Here is a 23,282-nt window from a genome sequence, read left to right on the forward strand (position 1 = left end):
TTTGATGTAGAACGATAATGTGAAATAAAAAAATCCAGCCATAAGAATGATTCTTATGGCTGGATTTTGTCTATGATTGAGTAGACAAAGCAGCAATCTGATTATATTTTTTCTGTGCATCTTTTAGCGCTACAAGTAACGCTTTTTGAGAAGAACCGAAATATCGGTTCTTTACTTCCATTACTAATGCCGGGTCATTTATATTTTTATGTAGAAATAAATATTTAACAAATTGAGATGTTAATGCAATTGTCGCTGAGCAGTCTGCATCTACAATTTCCCCTGTATCCTTAACAAGTATAAATGCTACAAAATAGCTTTTAAACTTTTCAGTAATGGGATTATTTTGAGGTGCTTTCGCATCCCCTACGATATAAATTGTATTTGAAGCGTACACAGCTATCTTCCTTTCTTATACGAGGATAACGGGTTTCTTAATAGTCGTATGAGCGAGGAACTCAACGTTGATTAAAAAATATATCCGCTTACCTTGTATTATAATATAATTGACAGAATTTTAACAACATTTATTTCAATGCATATTCCATATTTATGAAAATAGCTTAAACTCTTCATTTCTACAATATGTGATTGTTCCTTGTACCATGACATTCATACATAAAAAACTGCACCCCCAATTGTTAGACGGCGTCTAACAATTGGGGGTGCAGTTCAATAGCTAACTGTTTTTTATTACTTTGGCATCACAAATATAGTTTCATTTGACTTAGAAAATTGATACTCTTTTCTCGCTAACTTCAAAATTTCTTCCTCATCGTCTGTTAAATTTTCTATGTTAGTCTTTAAAGAATCTTTATCTTTCTTTAAAGATACTAATTGTTTCTTTTGATCCGTAATCGTATCTTTCTTTTTATCAATTACTTCTTGTTGTTTCGTTAAAATATATTGAACATATAGAGTAGTTGCCGCAATAAAAAGGACCATTAAAATAAGTCGCCTTAACTTCTTTTTATTTACCCTACGCTTGTCACTAGGTTGTGATAATTGCTCTGGTATATTAGGAACATTTACTCGCTCGAGTTTCCTCATTCAAATCCCCCTAACCCATATTTTTCACTACCATCGGCACGTTTTCTTACTAAACTAAATTCTATTCTTATAAAATAAACTCCTTCACAAAAATATCCCATAAATTAACCAATTAAAGATAGCATTCGACGACATTTCCATATTTACACCGATTTTTTTTATACATGCTGCTATAAAATAGTAGTTTCTGTAATTCTTTTTCTACTATTGTAGAAGAGTTTTTTCACACACAAAATTCCTTCCCCACATATCCATGTTATAACATGCTTACAAGGAGGGGAAATATGCATTACCGCACATTAGGTAAAACTGGAATAACTGTTTCTGAAATAGGTTTTGGCGCATGGGCAATCGGTGGTGATGAATGGGGACCTGTTAACGATAAACAATCTATAACCGCTATAAAAAAAGCAATTGAATGTGGTGTGAATTTTATTGATACTGCGGATGTGTATGGTTTAGGACATAGTGAAAAGTTGGTGGCTACCGCGATTAAAGGACATCGTAATGATATTATCCTATCAACAAAAGGTGGTTTAATCGGACATCACTACGACCTTAATGGAGTTCCTGTATATGATACTCCCGAAAAAATCATCGCCGTATTCGAAACAAGTTTACAACGTCTTCAAACAGATTATATTGATCTTTATTTTTGTCATATTTGGTGGCATAATCGTAGAGAAACAGAAGCATTTCTACGTGCATTTGACATATTAAAACGTGATGGCAAAGTAAGAGCAGTCGGTGTTTCGACTCATGATTTACAATACATTCATCATTTCAATAACAACAACGAAATTGATATCGTACAACTTGATTACAATATATTAAATCGAAAACCGGAAAAAGATATATTACCATTCTTACAAGAGAAAAATCTAGGAGCTGTTATTCGTGGTCCATTAAAAATGGGCATTTTAACTGGAAAATTCACAAATAAAACAATTTTTCCAGATGGAGATTTACGCAAAGATTGGCCAAATGAAACTTGGTTTCAAGAAGACTTACAAACCGTAGAGAAACTTCGGTTGCTCTCAAATAAAAATCAAACCCTAGGGCAACTTGCACTTCGCTATGTACTCTCTCATCCGGCAGTAAGTGTTGTAATTCCTGGTGCAAAAACAGGAACACAAGCACAAGAAAATGCAAATGCATCTGTTCGCCCTATTTTGAGTGATGAAGAGCTTAACTATATTCATTCAATATAAAAAGCCCAATCCGGGCTTTTTATATTGGCAAACTAATATCATACTCCATTCGCTTCGCTGTGTCCTCCGCAACATGCACACCTAACAAGTTTTTCACAATATGAAATGCCATATTAATTCCAGCTGAAATTCCGGCAGATGTTATAATATGTCCTTCATCTACAAACTTTACATTTTCTATAACTTCAACATTTTGAAACTCATTTTTAAACTTTTCAATACTAGCCCAATGTGTTGTTGCTTTTAAACCTTCCAGTAAACCTGCTTTCGCCAGTAATAGCGCTCCTGTACAAACTGAAGTCATCAGCTTTACTTCTTTCATTTGTTGGCGAATCCATTTTATTACTATTTCATTTTTTATTTCATATTTTCTAGCACCTAGCCCACCCGGAATTATTAAAATATCCACTGGTGGTAAATTTTCAATACTATAATCTGGCTGTACCTTCAATCCATTCCTTGCTGTAATCATTTCCCCATTCTCGCTAACTGTATAAACAGTAAATGTTTTTTCTTCATTCACCTCAGTTACAGAAAAAACTTCAAATGGCCCTGCAAAGTCTAACACTTCTACTTCATTAAATAAAAATATACCAACACTCCATTTATTCATCATAAGTTCACTTCCTGTTTCAAATGATGTAAAAGGTGATTATATCCTTTTTCTAATGCAATATCATACGCTGTTTTCCCATCATTTTTCTTAATCATCTTATTAGCTCCATTTTTAAGGAGCAACATAATTATTTCTTCATTTCCTAATAATGCTGCTTCGTGGAGTCCTGTCCAGCCACCACTTTGCATAATATTTACATCTGATCCTTTTTCAATTAAGAAAGCGACAAGTTCACTTTGCTTGTTCGCAATTGCCGCTTGCAAAGGTGTATTTTCATTTTCGTTTTTCGCTCTACTATGTATATCTGCACCGCTTTCTAAAAGAAAACTCACTATTTCTTTCTGTCCAAAATAAGCTGCTAAATGAAGTGGTGTCCAGCCATCTTCACTACATTCGTTAACAATACTTGGACTCGCCTTTATAAACTTCACTACTTTTTCCTTATTACCACTTATAACAGCTTGTGCTATTGATTGTAAATGCTCCATAATAATCTCCCATCCTTCAAAATATTTAAGCATCTCCTTCTACATGTTCTATTAATTATTATATTTTCCTTTTAAAATCTTAAGTTTACATAATAATATTATATATATTACTTTTTTGTGCTTAATGCTGAATAGCAATAATGTTAAAAATACTACCTTTAAACAATGAAGACCATGATTTCATTAGAGTTACTGAAAAAGCAAGCAAAAAACTATACACATAGTTTTCATCATATTTGTTCAGTTGCATGAACTAAAACAGGTAATGTTTATTCTGCTATTTATGCTTTCAACATATCAAATAATATTATTCCAATAAAAAAACAATCCATTTTTAAAATGGATTGTTTTTTTATTTCTGTTTTATGCGGTTTATTTTATTTTTGTATTTTCAATGATGAAATAATTACATTTACAAAAATGAAACGCTACTATCTTAGCCCCTCTTATAGTAAGTTTTTCGTTTGAAAACAAAAATACAATTTCACCTTACGATTGAAAAAACATATGTAAAAGTTTCTAAAACAGCTGCCTTATCATACTAATCTATAGCAATTCTGTCTTCTTCCCTTACCTGTTTCCTTTAACACATACGATTTTAAAACTAGCGCCGTTAATGAATCTGTTAATGTTTTATATGATAAATTTGATAATGCCAATAGATCGTTCGTATATAACATTCTATGCTTCTCTAATAATAATAGTACTAATCGTTCAGACGGTTTTAATGCCTCATCACTTTCTAGTATAAAGTCTATATTTTTCATTTCTCTAATTATTACTCCTTATATAAAAAAATACTTTAGACGCTTATTTAATATAAAAATAATACATAACAAAATTATAAATATATTAAAATAGCACCATCTAAAAACACTATTATACTATAACATAGAAGTAGTGTTTACCCAAATAGGAAATGCTTTTTTATATCGCTTATAACATTTTTGCAAACCTACATAATATTTTGTACCATTACCCGCCAAGTTTTCTTCTAATTTTGCTGGTCATCCCGATGTATTTGTAATCAATGAAGTTCTTCTAAATTTATAAACAAATAAAAACGGTTCGTCTATCATGCCCTAAACATGAATGACAACCGTTTTCCAGCTTCTTCTTAATTAACATGTTCTATCTTAAATATTTCTTGCAATATGCGGCTTACTGTAATGACTTGTTTCACCGCCACCTACTACTACTTTACCGCCTTTTTCGAAAATTAATAATTTACTTGAACCATCTGCAAGAAGCACTATTACTTCAGCATTATTACTTGTTGCTACATAAATTACATAACCACTCTTTGATATACAAGTTTCCCAATTCGAATCAAATTCTGATCTTACTACACGATTTGAATACACTTGATTTTCAATTCTATCTTGTTCTACGTTTTCCAAATTGATTCCTCCCACTTCACTAAAATAGCATTTATAGGAAAATAACAGCCCTATATAAAATAGTAGCCGACTTTAACATAAATAGTATGTGTAATTAGTAGGAGAATGCTTGGACAACGAAAACGAAATAGACTTCAAAAATTTCACAATTGAAACTTCTCTTTAATCATTTCCGCTACTTCTTTTGCACTCAAATACGTGTTATTAATTTTTATATACTCTTCTTTTTCAATTTCACCATGAAGAGAGTTTAATCTATGCTTTTTCATCGTTTCTTTCAAATTATTTTCAGACCACTCAATATCTCTTTTTTTCGGTTTATGTTCTAATCTATTCGGGCTTTTATTTCGTTCTAATCTTTCATCTAATTCCGCTTCCAGCTCTACAAAATACACTGTCCCACCTTTTGATTCAAAAATACTTTCTACATGATGTATATAATTCCAATCCGCTTGGAGGTCAAATGCCCATATATACGTAAAAATCATTCCAGATAAATCACTTTTAGATACTTCTTCAAATATTTCATTACGAAATAAACTTACTAGTCTTTTTGCTTCTTTCGTACTGTAATCAAAAATTGGACTTACTAAATCAATTGTCATGTGGTTATGAAAAAGTTTTAAACCGGTTAATGTTGCTAATTCTTGCCCCACTGTCATTTTTCCAACTGCTTGTGGGCCAAATATTAATATAAGTTTCATTTATTTCCCTCCAATCTTTCTCTATAAACCATTACATAAAATTAAAAATAAGGCAGCCGATTTTAAATCGATTGCCTTATTTTTTATTCATAGTTTTAGTTCTATTCTTTTCGCATAGCTTCAAAAGTAATCATTTGATTTGCATTTGACGGTTCTTTTTCATAATCATATTCAGCAGAGCAAGTAATGTTAGAGAAACCTATACTTTCTAACAGAAGTTTAAACTCTTCTATTCCACACCAACGTACCGCAAAGCGTTGTAGTTCTGTTTGTACTAACTGTCCTTTACTCCACTTTTCATATTTCAAATATGATACAGTAACTTGGTTCAGCCAATCTATTTCAATTGATTTATTTTCTAATGTGATTCCGTCTCCACTCGGCAAAGAGAAAGTCGATGTATGAATTTCTCCAGTCTTCCAGTCATGCGGAAGCATAATATCTACGATTAATCGTCCATCTGGATTAAGATGTTCATAAAAACATTTCAATGCATTTATAGAATCCACACGATTTTCAATTAAACAAAAAGATCCAGTAGGAATGATAATTGCGTCATATTTATGCGGAAGTGAAAATTGTTGCAAGCTTCCTTCATATAAATTAGGATGTAAGCCTCTCTCTTTACAGCGCTTACGGCAAGAATCTAGCATTTCAGGTGAATAATCTATCCCATCCACTTTAAAACCAGCCTCTAGAAGCGGAATGATGACACGCCCTGAACCTACTGCAGCTTCGAGGATTCTTCCTCTACAATCTTTTAAACGTTCTTTGTAATACTCAATATCACCATTTAAAGAATAACCGACTGGTTTTGTGTAATCATACAGTTCCGTACAAAGTGTACTATAAAAGCTAAACATTTATTTTCTCCTCCGTTTTTACGTACGGAAGATTTCAATTCAACTAATCTTCCTGTACCTCTAATTTTAATGATATTTCGAAAGAGCTGACTGTCATAATATATCACTCACTTTCCATAGAATATAATGATATTGTATTACATAACCTTCCAATTTGAAATATAAAAATTAAAAATTCAGACTACAAATTAAAGAGCTTACTTTAGTAAGTTCTTTAGAAAAAATATTTATTTCACAATCGGCAATGTCACTTCACTTAATTTCACTGTAAGTTTCGTGCCAGCTTTCGGTCTAATTGTATAATCATAATCACTTGCAATTAAAACAACTCCGATTTGATGCCCCACTTTAAATACATAATCATCTGGCTGCATGTCCCATGTAAATGTATAATCTTTGCCCGGTTGAATCGCTGTTGAATTTTCTATACTCTTTAAGTTTTGTGGATCCATCCAGCCTCTCGTTACGATTTCCGGCTTCGCTCCTCCATAGTCAACAAGTAATGCTGTTAAATTTGATACAGATCGATCAATATTTCCTGTAATTGAAATCTTTGGTGTACCACTTATACGCGTATCTTTTTGCAGTACAGGCATTGTATATACTAATCGATTTGCTACTTCTAATTCTGGGTTTGCTACTAATTGGTTTGATTTCATTTGTGCATCATCTAAGACTGAGAAAACTTTATTAGCCGCTCCCATACTTAATGGTAAATTGACTGATTTATTACTTAAATACATACGGATTTTTGAAGGTACAGCCGCTGGATCTGGCCAATTTTTTATCTTTTGCCACGTTTTATTTTCTCGTTGCACATCAACCATTGGTTCATCCATAATTCCATTTTCAATTCCGTACAACCAATAATCTAACCATTTATTTTGTGTTTGCTGCCAGTTATTACTTGATGTCCCACCATGACCACCTTGGTGTAGCCACATTTTACGAGGAACATTATTTTCCGCAAGTGCTTCCCACCATTGCGCGAACTGTTTCGTCTTAACATTCCAATCGTTTAAACCATGAACAACAAATACACTCGCTTTTACATTTTTAGCATCTTTTACATAGTTACGTTTATCCCAAAAATCATTATAATTACCTGTTTTTCGGTCTTGTCCAGCCGTTAATTCTTTTATAACTTGTCCGCAAACTTCAGGATTTTCCCTTGTCAGTACTGCTTCTGCCATATTATCTGTATCTTCTCCTTGATATCCGCCTGGAGCAATGACTGCACCATTTGCACGATAATAATCATACCAACTACTAATTGCTGCGATTGGAATAATTGTTTTTAAACCTTCGACTCCAGTAGTCGCAACAGCATTTGGTAAAGTACCATTATAGGAAACTCCAGTCATACCTACATTTCCTGTAGACCAATTTGCCTGAACTTCCTCACCCTGTTCTGTAAATGCTTTCGCGCGACCGTTTACCCAATCAATAACAGATTTTGTCCCGAGTATCTCTTGTTCATCTCCAGTTGTAGGGCATCCATCTGATTTTCCAGTACCGATACTTTCGCCTAGAATAACTGCATAACCTCTTGGCACGTAATAGTTCCCATACGAACCAAGATTAACCGCTCCATACGGTTTTCCTTCATACGCATACAATTCTTCATCTACATTATATACAGGAACATCTTTTAATCCAGATCGATATGGACTCATTTCATAAATAACAGGAACTTTCACATTCGGATCTGTCTTTGGACGCATAACTTTTATCGATACTCTATCTTTCTTACCGTCTCGATCACTATCAACTTCTGTCTCTACATATAAATTTTCGATAATAGCTTCATCGAGAGAATAAATCGGCTTTGTCATCCCATTTTCTAATTCAATTTTCGTATTTTTAATCTCTTCCTTCTTCTCTGCATGCACATTCATAGTAAAGCTAGGTATAATTGTTGCAGATAGCATTGCTGACAGTGTAATTGCCATTTTCTTTTTACTCAAAATGTTCCCTCCCCTTATTCGTTCTCTTTTACTATATAACAAAATAACTGAAAATTCAGTTTTATTTTTATATAAAAGTTGAGAAACTCAAAGATTTCTTATTAAGTAAAATTTAATGCAGGTATGAAAGTATTTTCCCGCTTCCTCCTTCTTTATAAAGTAAAACTTTAATCAGCCCTCACCAATTGGGCGTTTACGAGCAGCAGGGCCACTTCTTTGCTTTCGCTGAATTTTGAGGTGGGGTCTTACTGCCCGGCAAATAGCGGGATAAATAGAGAAAAAGACAACCGATATTTCTATCGCTTGCCTTACATTCCATTTATTATTTTTCTAACTCTTTAAAGGTATCTTTCAAGTCTTTATCAGATACCTTTATATCTGCATTTTTAAGCAGTTCTCTAGTAACTTGTTGATGGAATTGAGGATCTTGTATACGTTGCTGTTCTAATTCTTTACGAATATTCTCTTTCTCTTCCTCATACGGTTTAAGCTCTTTTTTATCCGTTAGCTTAATAATATGATATCCGAAAGAAGATTTAACAGGTTCACTCAATTGACCAACTTCTAACTTATACGCAGCATCCTCAAATTCTTTCACCATCATACCAGGTCCAAATTCAGATAGTTCCCCACCTTTTTCTTTAGAACCTGGATCCTCTGAATATTGTTTAGCCAATGCCGCGAAATCTTCGCCACTATTTAATTTTTCTTTAATTTCTTTTGCTGTCTTTTCATCTTTTACTAAAATATGGCTAACTTGAAGCTTTGGCTTATAATGATCTTTAATATCTTTTTCCGTTACGGTTGCTTTAATAGCTTTTTCAAAAGCAAAAGTAAGCTTTAATTTCTCTTTCAACTGATCTTCATTTTTCACACCATTAGATTCCATATATGTATTAAAATTATCGCCCATCTTGTCTTTTAATTCTTTTAGTTGTTTCGTTACCTCTTCATCCGTAACTTTATATTTATCATTTAATACTTTTTCTACTACCATTTCAGATAAATTCTGTTTACCGTAGTTTTCTTTTAATTTTTTGTTAAAATCACTTTCTGAAATGCTTCCTGATTTTGTCGTTACAATATTATCTGATGAACCACATGCAGATAAAGATAACGTCATACCCATTAAAATGCTACCAATTACTAATTTCTTTCTTTTCAAATCTGAATACCTCACTTCATTAAATTCAAATATAACTATGTAAATATAACGTTTTCCTGTGAACTTCACGTGAATTTAATGAAAGTAGAACATTTGCTAATTCTCCATTTAATACATCAATTTTGAAAATTATGGTGATTCATCCTGTATCGCTAATCTCTAAAGCTGCAAAAAGGACTAATATTTTCATTAGTCCTTTTTCACATTTATATAAAATTGAATTTCTCTATCTATAGAGGAAACTCCATATTCAAAACCATGCCTTTCTAAAATACTTTTCACTATCGCTAGACCTAATCCTGTACCTGATTTTTCTTTACTACGAGAAGATTCTAGTACATAAAAAGGCTCCCAAATTTTCTCGATATCCTTAATTTTATCCGTAGGAATGCCATTTTTTATTTGGAAATATATACTTTTATTTCTATCTTCTAATGTAATTATTATGTTTTGATTTGCTGTATATTTTATCGCATTAGAAATTAAATTTTGAAACACCATTCTCATTTTATTTAAATCTGCATAAACGATTGTATCGCCCGCATTACAATTTACTTGCAAGTTAATTTCTTTCGAATCCAGTTCAATCTGATGCTTATCTAATATACTCTGGACCAGTGGTTCAATGGGGAATTCTTCTTTTTGTAAAATATCTCTTTCTAGTTTAGAAAATCGTAATAGTTCTTCAATTAAGTTTGATATTTGATCTGTTTGTTTAATAATTGTATCTACATAAGTCCCATCATCTAATCCATCTTTAATCCCCATAGAGTATGCTTTTACTAATGCGATCGGTGTCTTTAATTCATGCGTTACATCACCCATAAATCGTTTTAAATGTTCATTACGATCAGTTAAGTCTTGATGTGCTTCATGTAGTTTTTCACTCATGATATTAATACTATTGGCCAACTCTCCTATTTCATCATTCGTTTTCACTTTCGTTCTTTTAAACTGCAAATGTGAAATATCCTGAGCCACATCACTTAACTCTTTCAGTGGTGTCGTTATTATTTTTGAAAGTATCCACACAAGTAAAATAATAAGAAGGAGCGAGAAACATAGGATATATAAGTAAAATGTATTTAACGTATTTATAATTTCATTTGAATTCGCAATGGAAGTCCCAATTAAAATTATCGTATCATCTTTCGCAATATATTTAGCAAAAAAACTCGCTTTTACCTTTCCTTGATCGTACAGTTTATTCGATTGCCCTTCCGTCTTCACTTTCATAACTTCGTCTTTCGTAATCCAAAGCTTATTTAACGTTACTTTCTTTTTCGTAAGTTGCATGCGTAACGCGTCGTTCATAGCATCTTCTGACTGATTAATTGGCGTATACGCAATTGTAACATTATTTTCACTTTCAATTGTATGAATAACATCTTCTAAATCATTGACTGGCGCATTTTGTATTTGAGTTGTAAATTCATTTAAGTTTTCACGTGTTTTATAAATATTATATTTCGGCAGGAGAAAGTTAATTAATAATAAAGAAATTGTAAATATAAGAATAACGGTTAAAGAAATGCTGAGAAATAGCTTTTTCCCAAGTTTATTCACTTTGTTCCTCCAAACTATAACCCAGCCCACGATGCGTCTTAATAATATTTTCTCCAATTTTTTTACGCAGCCTTCTTACATGTGTATCAACCGTTCTCTCTTCTCCAAAATAGTCAAATCCCCATACAATGTCTAACAATTTTTTACGAGTTAAAATAGTTCCTTTATGATTTAAAAAGCATTTTATTAATTCGAGCTCTGTTTTTGTAATTTCTAACTCTATATCATTTTTATATACTTTATTTTTGGCGAAATTTATCTTTACATCTTGTACTTGAATAATATCATCATGCTGAATAAGTTTTTTCGCTCGTGTAATTAGTACTCCTGGATGAAATGGTTTTTTTACGTACTCATCTGCCCCACTTTGAAGCGCTGCTAATTCATCTTCACTTTCACTTTTCGCCGTAAGCATTAATACTTTTACGCTTGAATTCTTTTTTATTTCCTGACAGACAGTAATACCACTATGTTTCGGCATCATCCAATCCAAAATAGCTAAATCAATTTTTTCATCATAAAATATTTGAAGTGCTTCCTCTCCGTCTTTCGCTAATAATACTTCAAAGCCTTCTTTTTCAAAATAAGCTTTTAAAATCCTTAACATATCTTGTTCGTCATCTGCAATTAAAACTTTCATATTTTTTCCTCCATTGCTTTTAAACAAAAACCAATTGTATCATACAACATCTTTGTTACATGAATGTGACAGAAAAATATTTAAAGCTTTTGAGGGGATAGTAATGGTGAGGTGTTGTACTATGATAAAAAAAATCGGGGTCATTTCTCTTCTTCTATTTCTATTATCAACAAATGCGTTCGCAAATACAAATCAACAAATTGAAGTATTTGATTGTCAAAAAGAAATGGTCATCCAAAAACAATCTTTAGATCCAGTAATCCAAAAAGAAGCAGTTCAATACGCTAAATCAATTACTGGTCCATTTAAAAACTTAAATGTCGTTCCAAAAGATGGCTATATGATAAAAATCCCTTTATCTAAGCCGGTTTCTATTACTAATCAATGGTTACACACTACAATAGACGAAGTACTTATACTACTCCCACTAAAAGAAAAGCCTTATATTATGCTTTATGATGATGAAAATAATCCGCATTTTTATTATGTAAAAGGTAAACCAGGATTATTATTGAAACAAATGAAGGTTAAAACGTAATTGACTGAAAAGGAGTCACCTTATAAGCTAAATTTTAAAAGCTAAGGTGCTCTTTTTTATAATGACAATTTGGTAAATGAAATTATAAAAGTTGTTTCTAATATAAGGGTCGCACCTTCATATATATCAGCGATTTTTTAAGATATATCGACTTATCAACGAAAATACCTTTCCGTAGCTATTGTTTGGATAGCAATCTCTATAATACTTTGTAGTGACTTGATCCCTTATATAATCCCCCTTTCACAAATCCATTTGCAGTATAAAACACATCCCCTTGCTTCGTGTCAGTATGTAAAACAATCACTTCAAAATACTTTTCCGCATGACCTAATAGCTGGTTTAATAATAAGTTCCCTAACCCTATACGCCGATAATCCCTTAAAATATAAAATCTCCTTAACCGCCCAATCCTATTGTCTTTTATGTACGAATCTTTATTTAAACCTCCAACTCTGACTAACATATCCCCTTGGAAAATACCATATAAACATTCTCCAGTTTTATTGAATACATTTATTTTGTTTTTATATTCATTTATTAGCCTTATAAGGAAATTAAAGCCCTCTTCTTCACTGTCTTGAACGAGATGACTGAATTCATATTCCATTAAATTTTCTATTTGTTGAATATGTATATCTTTCAAGTCCACTCCCCCTAAGTACGAAAATACATAAAAATGCTCGAGAACCATTTATTCTGAGCATTTTTATGCTTATTACTTTATTTAATTCATAGTATGCATATACTTCACTTCATATGTAAATCGATAATACAGTCGATTAATTTTATTATGAAAATATAAGAGTCTTGTTACAATCTAGTGTGTCGTAAGGCTCTTTAAAGTTGTTTAATTCTTATTGAACTAAAGCATCTGTTTGTTTAAGTGTATACATTCACCATTTATAATTTCTCTCAAATATACTATCAGTTTATATATTCCTCATTCTTCTCTAACAGGTTCAAGATAAATTATAATTTGTTAATCGATATGTTTGTGTAACCACTGTTCAAATATCTTTAACTGTTCTTCGGTATGAAAGTAATGTTCACCCGTCTCCATAACTTCTAATTCACAACGATGTTTTTTTGTAAAATAGTTAATAGTTTCAAGTTCACACAGTTCATCCTTAGCTCCGTACATAATATATGTATCTGTATTCCATGTACTAATAGGATGCTCTTTTACATAGCATAAATAATCCCAATATAACTTTTGACCAATAGGTGTCTCTATAGTCATTTCTTTTTGCAAAAGCTCCGGTGTTACATTAAACCATTTCATCATATTTTCAATAATTCGTTCCATATTAACTACTGGTGATAAAAATAATGCCTTTTTTAGCACATCATTTTGATAAGCTAAAAGACTAAAATACGCCCCCATACTACATGCAAATACGTTTATTTCTTTCCAATGTACTTTTCCATAGTTCATAATTATAGATAATTCATTAACACAAAACTGTACTTTACAAGGAGTGTTATCATTTTTTCTTTCTCCATGCTCAGGTAAATCAAAGCTTAATACTTGATAACCTTTTCGATTGGCTTCTTCAGCTAATATTTGAATAACTGCATCTTCCTTATTTGACATATTTCCATGTACTGCAATAAAAACTTTTTCACTCTTCTCTCCCCACAAAACCGCAGGAATATTACTAATTTTAAAATTATTTTTAAGCATACTCCCTCCATAAAATAAGACATATAGGACTTGGAAAAAATGCACACACTTTATTTATCTCTGTACAGCAGGCAGTATCCGCTTTAACTCTATTAAATCATCTATTACTATATCAGCGTGAGCAAGTTCATCTTCTTGCGCAAAATCAAAATTGCACCCAATTGCAAGTAAACCGTTGTCTTTCGCTGCATTTATATCAGATAGCCGGTCACCAACTACCGCTGCCTCTTTTATATCATATTTGTTCATAATACTTTTAACTAAGTCACCTTTATTTAGCGATTGTATTTGTTCAATACTAAACGTTTCTGTCACCCACTTGTCTAAAGCATAATACGTTACGATTGCTCGTAAATATTCTTTCAAACCATTACTAGCAATGTAAATTGAACAATTATTTTCTTTTATATATGTAAATATTTCTTTTACATTTGGATATAAAGCGCCTTTTCCGCTTTTTATGTTTTCAATTAGTCTATCTAAAAAATATGCATCTGTTTGTTCTCTTATTTCAATAGAATGGTCCGGTAATAAAGCTTCCCAAACTTTCGGTAGCGGCACACCCATAATTTCACGGTATTTTTCAATCGATGTTACCGTATCCCATAATTGAAGTGATCTTAAGTGATCAAAAGTATCATCTAACGATAATTCTAAAATTTTATCTGTTTGAAATAATGTTCCATCCATATCAAAAATTAATGCTTGTAACATTCCTATCTCTCCTTTTGGACTATAGTTTTACCAGATATATTTTTAAGCATCTCAATAATAATTTCTGAGCAATAATTCGCAGCAGTTTTCGCGAAGTCATCATAAGAAACTTGAGCTTCATCATCTGCGCTGTCAGAAATACATCGTATAACAAGAAACGGTATATCATTTATGTAGGCGACATGTCCAATTGCTGCCCCTTCCATTTCTGTACAATGAGGTGCATATTCATCTATTAATTTTGCCTTTAACTTTGAATCTTCAACAAAACATTCACCACTTACAATTCTTCCTTCGTGAGCTTGAATATTTGAACTATTACTGTTACATGCTTTACGTGCTAACTCTATCAATTCCTTACTTGCAATAAACTCCTCTTGAAACGGGAATAATTTTTTCATTTGATTTTTACTTACATCATGATGGGTAACGTTAGTTGAAATAACTAAATCGCCAACTTTTACACCTGGATGTAATCCACCAGCAACGCCCGTATTGATGATAGAGTCTACATTAAATTTATGAATTAATGTTTGCACACATGCAGCAGCATTTACTTTCCCTACACCAGAACGTGTAATAATTACTTCTGTTCCCATGAATTCTCCAATATAAAATGGCATTCCCGCAATTGTCTGTTCTTCTTGTATTACTAGCTTTTTTAAAAGTAAATCTATTTCAATTTGCATTGCTCCGATAATGCCGATTCTGTTCATGTATGTAGTCCCCTTTATTAATTAATCCCTTTAATCCTCTCAGACATAACCGATAATAAAAATTTCGGAAGTACAAGTTGTCGCTTTAATCTTTTCGGCTGTGAGAGTAACCTATACAGCCATTCAGTTCCAGTATCCCTCATTATTTTTGGTGCTCTTTTTACAGTACCAGATATTATATCAATCATACCTCCGATACCAATAGATAGCGGAACGTTTAATGTTTGTATGTTTTCATAGATGAACTCTTCTTGTTTTGGTGAGCCTAGTCCTACGAGTAGTAAATGCGGCTTGAACTGCTTAATTTTCATTTTTATTTCTTCTATTTCTTCACCATTTACAAATCCATGCTGTCCTTTAAATTGTGCTCCTGGGAACTGCTCATTTAATTTTTCTAATGCCTTTTTATTACTTTCTGGCGCAGCTCCAAAAAGAAAGACACGATATTCATTGTCGTTACAATATTTTATTAAATCGTGAGTTAAATCCACCCCAGTAACACGTTCTTTCAAAGTTCCTTTTAATATTTTCGAGCCAATTATGACACCAATCCCATCCGCTGTTATTAAATCCGCAGATAGTAACATCTTTTTAAACTCCTTTGATTTTTCCGTATTTTCCTTTGCAGACATAACAATTTCAGGATTTGCAGTTACTACAAACCTGGGTTTCTCTTGTTGTTCATGTAGCCAACCTTTTAATAAACTTATAGCTTTTGCATATTCTAAAGTTGAAAAAGGTATACCTTTTATAAACTGCTGATCCACTGTACTCTCCCCTTACATAAGCTGCAAATATTTATCAATGTCTTTAGAAATTTGAATAAAAGCTTTATTCCAAAATTCATAATTTCTTATATCTATTTCAAAATGTTTTTTCATAAGCTCCTCTACTGGAGCCTTTCCTGTTTCTCGTAAGAACTCTTTATATTTCGAATGAAAAGTACTTTTACCTTCTTGAGCTATTTCTAATAAGCTAAAACTTACTAAATATCCAAATGTGTATGGATAATTGTAAAAAGGAACATCTGCTATATAAAATTGAATATATTTCATCCATACAAACGGCTGGTATTCACTTAAAGCTTTTCCATAAGCTTCTTTTTGTGCAATTATAGATAATTTCTCAATTTCATCAGCACTTAAAGGACCCTCTTTACATTTTTCATAAAATGTTTTTTCAAACTGATACGATGCTCGTATTGCCATTACATAATTAAAACTATTTCTTATTTTCCAGCTAAGTAATGACTTTTTCATATCTTTACTATCCGTTGTTTCAATTAGATAATTTAAGAGTACCGTTTCAAAGAAAATAGATGCTGATTCAGCCGTACTCATTGGCAAGTAATCATCTAAAAAAGATGTAGATTGTTCAAAACTCATATTATAAAAATGCCAAGCATGTCCTAATTCATGAGCGAGCACTCTTACACTATCTATACTCCCATCATAACGAATGGAAATTCGCGATTCTTTCTCACTGAAAAATGGAGCACAAAACCCACCTGGTGGTTTATTCTCTCTCGGTTCAGCATCTACCCAACCACTTTCTATCGCATTACGTGCAAATTCTGCTAATTCTTCATCAATATTCTTACATGCATCATAAACGTTTTGTATTGCTACTGAAAAAGGAATCATGACCTCATTACTTTCCTTTACCGTCATAAGTTCATGCCATGTAATTGAAGCTTTTCCTTTCTTATACACGTTTAAAGCACTTACTAATTTATCAAGGTTTTCTTCTGTCGCATTCCGCATTTGGAATAATACAGTTTCTGAAATGCCATTCGCATGAAAAGATTGTGTTAAAATCTCTCTATCTTCTATTTCATTACTCTTTGCATTACGCAATCTCCCTATTTGATTTAATACAGTAGCAAAGATTTCTTTTTCCTTATGTAAAGTACTTGTAAGTAACTCGAATACTTCTAATCTTTCCTTTTCATTATCACTATTCATTGCAATAGTATTTGCTTGTCCAAAGGATAATTGTCTATTATTGCGCTCTATTTCTATCCTATCCCGTAATTGTATGTACATATTTTCCCACGCATTAAGCTCATCTTTTATTAACTTAGTATTATCTGAAGTTTCCACTTCATTATGTTTTATTACTTGCTGTAATTCATTTTTTAGTTCCTTCACTTTCACGGTCAATTTAGTAAGGTCAGATGGTACACTTTCTTCAACTGATCTACAGTACAAATAGTATTCTGCTTTTTCAATAGCTTGTATTAGCTTTGAAAGAACCTCTACATCTTTTGTTACAAAATATTGCTCTTTCAACTCCAAAATCGGAAATAGAATATCCTCATTCGAATACAATCGATTTAAATCCCATCTAGCAATTTCTTGCATTTTTATAGCCACCCCTATTTTTACAAATAGTTACAGATATTTCTCCCCACACAATTATATATGAAATGGCAAAATTTCGATATCTTCAAATATTTAAATTCCTACAAATACATTCTTATTTATACTCTTTTCTTCTACCATTAAGTATCATTCCACATATAAAAAATACTCCCTCTACAAGAGAGCAATTCATATAGGAAAACTTCAAAAATTTTATCTTCACCAATACCATATCGACCGGTAATCACAGATTAAAGAAAAAAGGATTGATCAAATGATCAATCCTTTACTCTACTTCATTTAAGAAAAATAACGTTATAACGCCAGGTCCTGTATGTGCTCCGATTGCTGCACCAATTGTATTTACGATAAATACTTCACAACCGAATCTTTCCGTAATTAATGATTTTAATGCTTCCGCTGTTTCTAAGTCATCACCATGAGTCATACCGATTGTTTGACCTTTAAGGTCTTTACCACGTTCTTCCATAATATCAACAATTCGGCTTAATACTTTCTTTTTCCCTCTTACCTTTTCAAGTGGTACAAGTTTTCCTTCTTCCACGTTTAAGATAGGCTTAATGTTTAGTAAACCACCGATAAAACCAGCTACTTTACTTAAACGTCCACCTCTAACAAGGTACTGTAAGTCAGCTACAGTGAAGATGTGCTCCATATGGTTCATTAGAAAAGCGACACGGTTTAAAATATCTTCTTTTGATGCGCCGTCTTTTGCCATTTTAGCAGCTTCTAAAACGACAAGACCTTGACCAAGCGAAGCGCATTTTGTATCAATAATTTCTAAATCTAAATCTGCATATGTTTCTTTTACTTCCTCTTTAATGACAACTGATGATTGATATGTACCAGACAGTTCAGATGAAAAAGCTAAATATATACAAGGATTACCTTCTTTTGCATAAGAAACAAATTTTTCTTGGAAAGTTTCAAGCGAAGGCAATGACGTTCTATAAACAGCGCCTTCTCTCATTTTTTGCAATAATGTAACTGACTCTAATGTTACTCCATCTAAATACTCTGTTTCTGCTTCATCATATACACGGAGTGGAATTAAATCAATATCATATGCTTGCAGCAATTCTACTGGTAAATCCGCCGCACTATCCGTAATGATTTTAACACTCATTTTTAAACCTCTATTCTGTTATAAATATAAAATAATAAAATAAAAATAGTACTTTTAAATTATATACGTAAAACTTAAATGAAGAAAGGAAAACACTTTATATTGTATGCACTATTCTTCAAAACTTGAACTATTAATGAAAATGATTCTATTTTAAACATCCTTTTCTTATTATTTTTCTATAACACGAGTAATTTTATAAGTATTTTGTATCAGTATATTTTACTTCTTTAACTTAATATTATCTTTTCAAATTTATACTGTTTAAAATTTAAAAGCCAAATCCAATAAAGGAAATGGCTTTTAAATTTTCGTAAAATAACCAAACTTTATTTTCCATCACATTGTTTGTTTACATTCATACTTTGGTGATGTTGAATATTAGTCCAGTTATGATAAATATTTATAGCCTGTACTATAATTAAAACAGTGAATATTTACCTGTAAGATGCACTATATCTAAAAAAGGTTAAACATTTTATAAAATATTTAATTTTACTAGTAAAGCTAATAAAATTTGGAGAAGAATTTGAACATTTACTGCTATGTCTGTATCTGTAGTCGTAACTGTAACATTTCTAGAATTTCTAATAACAGTTTCTTGTTTATTAATTTGTTTAATAGATGATTTTTGAAACAATTCTTGTGCTACACGGTCAGCTTTTTCACTATCTGCTATAGAAATACTTATTATAACCACGATAGCTGCTTGTAATGCAGCTTGAATAGATAACGCAGCTTTTGTATCTGTAGTCGTAACTTCTACATCTGCTGAATCTACAATTGTAATAGATTCTTCAGAAATTTGGTAAGTTTTACTTTCTTGTGCTGCAGCTTCTGAAACGGTATCATTTTTAAAAGATGGATGAGGATTTGAGGAGTCTAATGCACTCCACCTTTTATTTTCATCTGAATGACATGTTTTTTTCATACATTCACCCCCTTTCAATCTAAATAATTATTAACTTGTGATTGTATTTCAGAAACAATACTTTTAATTTGCTGCTTTTTTTCTGGCGATAAATTTTTTAGTTTTTCTTCATTTATCCCATGCCTATTAAAAATATCTGAGAGTAAAAGGTCTATAATTATATTCTTTTGATCCTTATCAAACTTAAAGGAAGAAAACTTATTTAAATCATCCATTTACAATATTCACTCCTATCAGTTTTCTATAAAAATTTAGATTAACTACCAGCATTATATGTATTTAAATAAAAAATGCTTGGACAAGTAACTTAATCTTTTATTTTCACGGCTTTTTACTAATAAAATTAAAAAGCTGTCTTCTAATACGAAGACAGCTTTCCTTTACTTCACATATATAAGTTTTATTCACTGTTAAATAATAGGTTCACCTTTGTTATTGTGTAGTTTTCCACACTTAATTTCCCATCAATCTTGAATATTAATTCGGTCATAATGAGAAAGTCCAAGCTTGTACCACATATTACAACAAAAAATATTTACTTAGTGTGAACCCTTATAGCTAAATATAAATAGGATAGACACTTTATAAAATGTTTAGTTTAACTAGTAACGCTAATAAAATTTGAAGCAGAATTTGAATATTCACTGCAATATCTGTATCAGTAGTTGTTACGGTTACGTTTCTGGAATTTTTAATAAATGTTTTTTGTCTATTAATTTGTTTAATAGATGATTTTTGAAACAATTCTTGTGTTATTTTATCTGCCTTTTCACTATCTGCTATAGAAATACTTACTACAACCACAATAGCTGCTTGTAACGCGGCTTGGATAGATAGTGCAGCTTTTGTATCTGTAGTCGTAACTTGTACATCTGCTGAATCTACTATTTCAATATATTCCTCAGAAACTTGATCGATTTCATCTGTTTGTATAGCTTCTTCTAAAAAATTTGCATTTTTACTAAATGAATAAGAATTCACTGATTCGGAATCCTGTTTTTTTGGTTCAGAACCCCGATTTAATGGATCACGTTTTTTCTTTCTTCTACAAACTTCACAATCACACATAAAATCACCCCTTTTAGTCTAAAAAATTAGCAATATAAAAATATTGGCTAACTACTAGCATTTTATGTATTTTAAAAAAAATTGTTTGGACAAGTAACTGAATTTATATTTTATTTCTAATTCTTTTTTGTAATAACAAAAAGCTGCCTTCTAATAAGAAGACAACCCTCTTTTATTTCACATTTATATAAAAGACCCATACTTAAATACACTTAACTTCATATGATATATTGCATCCTTTCTTTTTAGAATGAGTAGTCGTTACTGAAGGGCACTTTTCGAAGTGCTCTTATCTTTAATCCCCCTCTTTTTCAGGAAGAATTTTTTTTACTAAATCCTAATATGATTTGTATCACTAGGGCTGGCGATTACCACATTTCCTTAATAGCTTCAATGAATACAGTAGCTACTAATTAAAATAACCCTATGATTTTCTCTACACTTAAACAATCGTACGTTACCGAACACATAAACTAATTTTTATTTTGACTATGTAACACTAAATTCACAAGATTATTATCCTATGTTTGGTGAAGCCATGATTTCAATGCCAGCAATCCCACACTTTTAACTAATAACTTAAACAAATGTGCTATCTCAAGGTTCTTTTGATATAGTATCTTATGTTCTATATAATGAAGAGAGCGCTAGTATTCCGAAGGAGGATGTATATGAGTATTCAATTGGCCACATCTAACGATTTAGAATGGATTAATAACCAATATGACTCAATAGGATTTGTACGGAGTGATTTAAAGAGAGATAAAGTTGCAATTATTACATATAACAACGAGTATGCAGGTGTTGGCCGATTAGTCCAAATAGATGAAGATACTTTAGAAATGGGCGGAATTTTTATTCTGCCTCAATTTAGAGGGCTACAATTAGCTGGTGAGCTTGTTTCATTTTTAGTAGAAACTGCAAAAAAATCACAAATACAAAATGTATATTGTCTTCCTTTTGAGGAATTAGAAAACTTTTATAAGAAATATGGATATACTGAAGTCGATACTACGAAAGAAGCAGTCCATCCAATCATTCTAAAAAAATATAATTGGTGTTTGGAGAATTACGATAAACACGTTCTACTCTTCAAATTGTAAATGTAATAAAAAAATATATTCTCAATCGTTTTTCTATCAGTACTCCTAATTGGAGCTAAGGATTAATCAAAGATATTTTATCTCTCCTTTTATAAATGGCTGATTAAAACTCAATGTTCTGTCAATACTATAGGTAACATGATTGTATTTCTCCATTCCCCCTTGGAGAAGAGCAGTTAGCTTTTGCTAGCTGCTCTTTTATTTTTTCAAAAAGTCACATAAATATCTTTAATTCCAAACATTCAAAAGATAAAATATGATAAAATTGTTATGAAGATATTTACCAACTAATAAATACGCCCTAGACTTACGTACTAGGGCGTATTTATTTTTTAGTATGTAACTCCTTCACTCATCTATTATCTACAAAATAAGTATCATATGCCTTATCAAATTCATATCCTAACTTTTCTGCTAGTTTAGCAGATGTAGTATTCGCTGCGTCCCAGTTTGGATACTTTCCATTTTCTAAGCAATCCAATATAATAGCTGCACTAACTACAGTTGCCAAGCCCTCTCTTCTATGATTGTGATCAGTCGCAACTTCAATTTCAATCCCGTCATTATAAATACTATACGAGGATGCACCGCATACAACTTCTCCGTTATATAAAATGCTATAACCTATACCACGGTTTATATAATCTTCTACCGAATGAAATTGACTTGTAAAATCTTCAGATATCTTATGTAATTTGGGGCTATTTGCGATATGCTCATCTATTCTTCTTAACTCATATTCTTTTGGAAGTGTTGATATAAAAGATTGTAATTTTGAACGATTAAAAACTTCTGGATTTCGTTTGAATTTATAACGTAAAAACTTATCTATTTTTCTTTCATGGAATGTTTCTAAGCGTTGTTTCCACTCTTCACTATTTACGATAACTAAAATTCTTTCTGGAATATTACGTAATAACTCTTCTGTTTCTTTCGTATTTGGGTCTCCAGCGTAAAATGTAAAAATCCCTACCGTAACTTGTGCTACTTTTGGATTTTCAAGGTCATTTACCCAAGCAGTACCCATATGCCCTTGTAAATAAGAAAGTAAAACAACGTTATTGAAATCCTCAAACATAGAAACTAGTTTTTTTCTTGTATGTATATTCGCTTCATATATCATTTACATTCCCGCCTTCTTTAGAATCAACTACTCTTAACATTTTCATGAGCGCTCCATAATTCGTATTCATATACATACCCACCTGTTCATCATAAAAGCAATTGACTATTAAATTAAAACTTCGAATATTTATAAAATATCAGTAAACATAAAATGATTATAACATCTACTAACTATGAAATGATCAACCTATAAAATAAGTCAACAATAAATATATTTCTT

The 23,282-nt window shown here is 31.6% G+C and carries 26 protein-coding genes; 3 read left to right on the plus strand and 23 right to left on the minus strand.

From position 1 onward, the window contains the following. Positions 1–70 precede the first annotated feature (70 nt). Together MKY21_RS14255 and MKY21_RS14260 are read right to left on the minus strand one after the other, a co-directional pair. Positions 71–397 (minus strand): DUF3870 domain-containing protein, encoded by a 327-nt coding sequence (locus MKY21_RS14255; protein WP_000271312.1) that lies wholly within the window; start codon positions 395–397, stop codon positions 71–73. A gap of 296 nt (positions 398–693) precedes the next feature. Beyond that, positions 694–1,050 carry an FtsB family cell division protein gene (locus tag MKY21_RS14260; protein ID WP_001228374.1) on the minus strand — a complete coding sequence of 119 codons (357 nt, stop codon included), beginning with the start codon at positions 1,048–1,050 and terminating at the stop codon, positions 694–696. A 284-nt stretch (positions 1,051–1,334) separates the two neighbouring features. Here MKY21_RS14260 and MKY21_RS14265 point away from each other — a divergent pair, with 284 nt between their 5' ends. Continuing rightward, entirely contained in the window at positions 1,335–2,261 is a 927-nt protein-coding gene (locus MKY21_RS14265) for an aldo/keto reductase (RefSeq protein WP_000559352.1), read from the plus strand. A gap of 19 nt (positions 2,262–2,280) precedes the next feature. On the opposite strand, the gene MKY21_RS14270 is transcribed toward MKY21_RS14265, so the two are convergent. From MKY21_RS14270 to MKY21_RS14315, 10 genes are all read right to left on the minus strand, one after another. Then, positions 2,281–2,877, minus strand: a complete 597-nt coding sequence (locus MKY21_RS14270) for a DJ-1/PfpI family protein (RefSeq protein WP_016118075.1) — start codon at positions 2,875–2,877, stop codon at positions 2,281–2,283. Beyond that, positions 2,874–3,365: an ankyrin repeat domain-containing protein gene (locus MKY21_RS14275; protein WP_206904822.1), complete on the minus strand. Its 492-nt coding sequence runs from the start codon at positions 3,363–3,365 to the stop codon at positions 2,874–2,876. The genes MKY21_RS14270 and MKY21_RS14275 overlap by 4 nt, the downstream gene beginning before the upstream one ends. Before the next feature lie 536 nt (positions 3,366–3,901). Then, the gene (locus MKY21_RS14280) at positions 3,902–4,132 is read right to left on the minus strand and encodes a hypothetical protein (protein WP_000789031.1); all 231 of its coding nucleotides are present in this window, start codon (positions 4,130–4,132) and stop codon (positions 3,902–3,904) included. Between the two features lie 369 nt (positions 4,133–4,501). Then, the gene (locus MKY21_RS14285) at positions 4,502–4,765 is read right to left on the minus strand and encodes a hypothetical protein (protein WP_000432428.1); all 264 of its coding nucleotides are present in this window, start codon (positions 4,763–4,765) and stop codon (positions 4,502–4,504) included. 143 nt (positions 4,766–4,908) lie between these two features. Next, a complete protein-coding gene (locus tag MKY21_RS14290; RefSeq protein ID WP_000767064.1) occupies positions 4,909–5,469 on the minus strand; it encodes an AAA family ATPase in 561 nt (186 codons plus the stop codon). Positions 5,470–5,570: 101 nt separating this feature from the next. Next, positions 5,571–6,332 carry a class I SAM-dependent methyltransferase gene (locus tag MKY21_RS14295; RefSeq protein ID WP_000490908.1) on the minus strand — a complete coding sequence of 254 codons (762 nt, stop codon included), beginning with the start codon at positions 6,330–6,332 and terminating at the stop codon, positions 5,571–5,573. Positions 6,333–6,559: 227 nt separating this feature from the next. After that, on the minus strand, positions 6,560–8,299 hold the full coding sequence (locus tag MKY21_RS14300) for a Xaa-Pro dipeptidyl-peptidase (protein WP_063263994.1): 1,740 nt from the start codon (positions 8,297–8,299) through the stop codon (positions 6,560–6,562). A 322-nt stretch (positions 8,300–8,621) separates the two neighbouring features. Further along, on the minus strand, positions 8,622–9,464 hold the full coding sequence (locus MKY21_RS14305) for a peptidylprolyl isomerase PrsA (protein ID WP_002103226.1): 843 nt from the start codon (positions 9,462–9,464) through the stop codon (positions 8,622–8,624). A 189-nt stretch (positions 9,465–9,653) separates the two neighbouring features. Next, on the minus strand, positions 9,654–11,030 hold the full coding sequence (locus MKY21_RS14310) for a sensor histidine kinase (protein WP_016118080.1): 1,377 nt from the start codon (positions 11,028–11,030) through the stop codon (positions 9,654–9,656). Then, entirely contained in the window at positions 11,023–11,670 is a 648-nt protein-coding gene (locus tag MKY21_RS14315) for a response regulator transcription factor (protein WP_000865979.1), read from the minus strand. Before MKY21_RS14315 ends, MKY21_RS14310 begins: the two co-directional genes overlap by 8 nt. Before the next feature lie 121 nt (positions 11,671–11,791). On the opposite strand from MKY21_RS14315, the gene MKY21_RS14320 reads away from it, so the two are divergent. Further along, the gene (locus MKY21_RS14320; RefSeq protein ID WP_000591772.1) at positions 11,792–12,208 is read left to right on the plus strand and encodes a hypothetical protein; all 417 of its coding nucleotides are present in this window, start codon (positions 11,792–11,794) and stop codon (positions 12,206–12,208) included. A gap of 199 nt (positions 12,209–12,407) precedes the next feature. Here MKY21_RS14320 and MKY21_RS14325 read toward each other — a convergent pair whose 3' ends face one another. The 10 genes from MKY21_RS14325 to MKY21_RS14370 all read right to left on the minus strand — a co-directional run bounded on the left by MKY21_RS14325 (position 12,408) and on the right by MKY21_RS14370 (position 20,834). Further along, positions 12,408–12,902, minus strand: a complete 495-nt coding sequence (locus tag MKY21_RS14325; protein ID WP_136986716.1) for a GNAT family N-acetyltransferase — start codon at positions 12,900–12,902, stop codon at positions 12,408–12,410. A gap of 288 nt (positions 12,903–13,190) precedes the next feature. After that, the gene (locus tag MKY21_RS14330; protein ID WP_000916869.1) at positions 13,191–13,895 is read right to left on the minus strand and encodes an alpha/beta hydrolase; all 705 of its coding nucleotides are present in this window, start codon (positions 13,893–13,895) and stop codon (positions 13,191–13,193) included. 54 nt (positions 13,896–13,949) lie between these two features. Continuing rightward, positions 13,950–14,609 carry an HAD hydrolase-like protein gene (locus MKY21_RS14335; RefSeq protein WP_341076591.1) on the minus strand — a complete coding sequence of 220 codons (660 nt, stop codon included), beginning with the start codon at positions 14,607–14,609 and terminating at the stop codon, positions 13,950–13,952. A 2-nt stretch (positions 14,610–14,611) separates the two neighbouring features. Then, positions 14,612–15,325, minus strand: a complete 714-nt coding sequence (locus MKY21_RS14340; RefSeq protein ID WP_001079732.1) for a 5'-methylthioadenosine/adenosylhomocysteine nucleosidase — start codon at positions 15,323–15,325, stop codon at positions 14,612–14,614. Between the two features lie 17 nt (positions 15,326–15,342). Then, positions 15,343–16,092: a WecB/TagA/CpsF family glycosyltransferase gene (locus MKY21_RS14345; RefSeq protein WP_341076594.1), complete on the minus strand. Its 750-nt coding sequence runs from the start codon at positions 16,090–16,092 to the stop codon at positions 15,343–15,345. Between the two features lie 12 nt (positions 16,093–16,104). Further along, complete coding sequence (locus tag MKY21_RS14350) at positions 16,105–17,688, minus strand: M3 family metallopeptidase (RefSeq protein ID WP_341076597.1); 1,584 nt, start codon at positions 17,686–17,688, stop codon at positions 16,105–16,107. Between the two features lie 286 nt (positions 17,689–17,974). Then, positions 17,975–18,835: a DegV family protein gene (locus MKY21_RS14355; RefSeq protein ID WP_000111646.1), complete on the minus strand. Its 861-nt coding sequence runs from the start codon at positions 18,833–18,835 to the stop codon at positions 17,975–17,977. Between the two features lie 478 nt (positions 18,836–19,313). Beyond that, positions 19,314–19,766 (minus strand): spore coat protein, encoded by a 453-nt coding sequence (locus tag MKY21_RS14360; protein WP_000750488.1) that lies wholly within the window; start codon positions 19,764–19,766, stop codon positions 19,314–19,316. 14 nt (positions 19,767–19,780) lie between these two features. Next, positions 19,781–19,981: a spore coat protein W gene (locus MKY21_RS14365; protein ID WP_000342253.1), complete on the minus strand. Its 201-nt coding sequence runs from the start codon at positions 19,979–19,981 to the stop codon at positions 19,781–19,783. A gap of 367 nt (positions 19,982–20,348) precedes the next feature. After that, the gene (locus tag MKY21_RS14370) at positions 20,349–20,834 is read right to left on the minus strand and encodes a spore coat protein (protein ID WP_000332786.1); all 486 of its coding nucleotides are present in this window, start codon (positions 20,832–20,834) and stop codon (positions 20,349–20,351) included. A 671-nt stretch (positions 20,835–21,505) separates the two neighbouring features. On the opposite strand from MKY21_RS14370, the gene MKY21_RS14375 reads away from it, so the two are divergent. Continuing rightward, complete coding sequence (locus tag MKY21_RS14375; RefSeq protein ID WP_000027151.1) at positions 21,506–21,937, plus strand: GNAT family N-acetyltransferase; 432 nt, start codon at positions 21,506–21,508, stop codon at positions 21,935–21,937. 352 nt (positions 21,938–22,289) lie between these two features. Here the strand turns inward: MKY21_RS14375 and MKY21_RS14380 are convergent, their stop codons facing one another. Further along, positions 22,290–23,060 (minus strand): GNAT family N-acetyltransferase, encoded by a 771-nt coding sequence (locus MKY21_RS14380; RefSeq protein WP_016118084.1) that lies wholly within the window; start codon positions 23,058–23,060, stop codon positions 22,290–22,292. Positions 23,061–23,282: the final 222 nt, after the last annotated feature.

The organism is Bacillus sp. FSL R9-9497 (assembly GCF_038005805.1).
In the GTDB taxonomy this organism is placed as follows: domain Bacteria; phylum Bacillota; class Bacilli; order Bacillales; family Bacillaceae_G; genus Bacillus_A; species Bacillus_A cereus.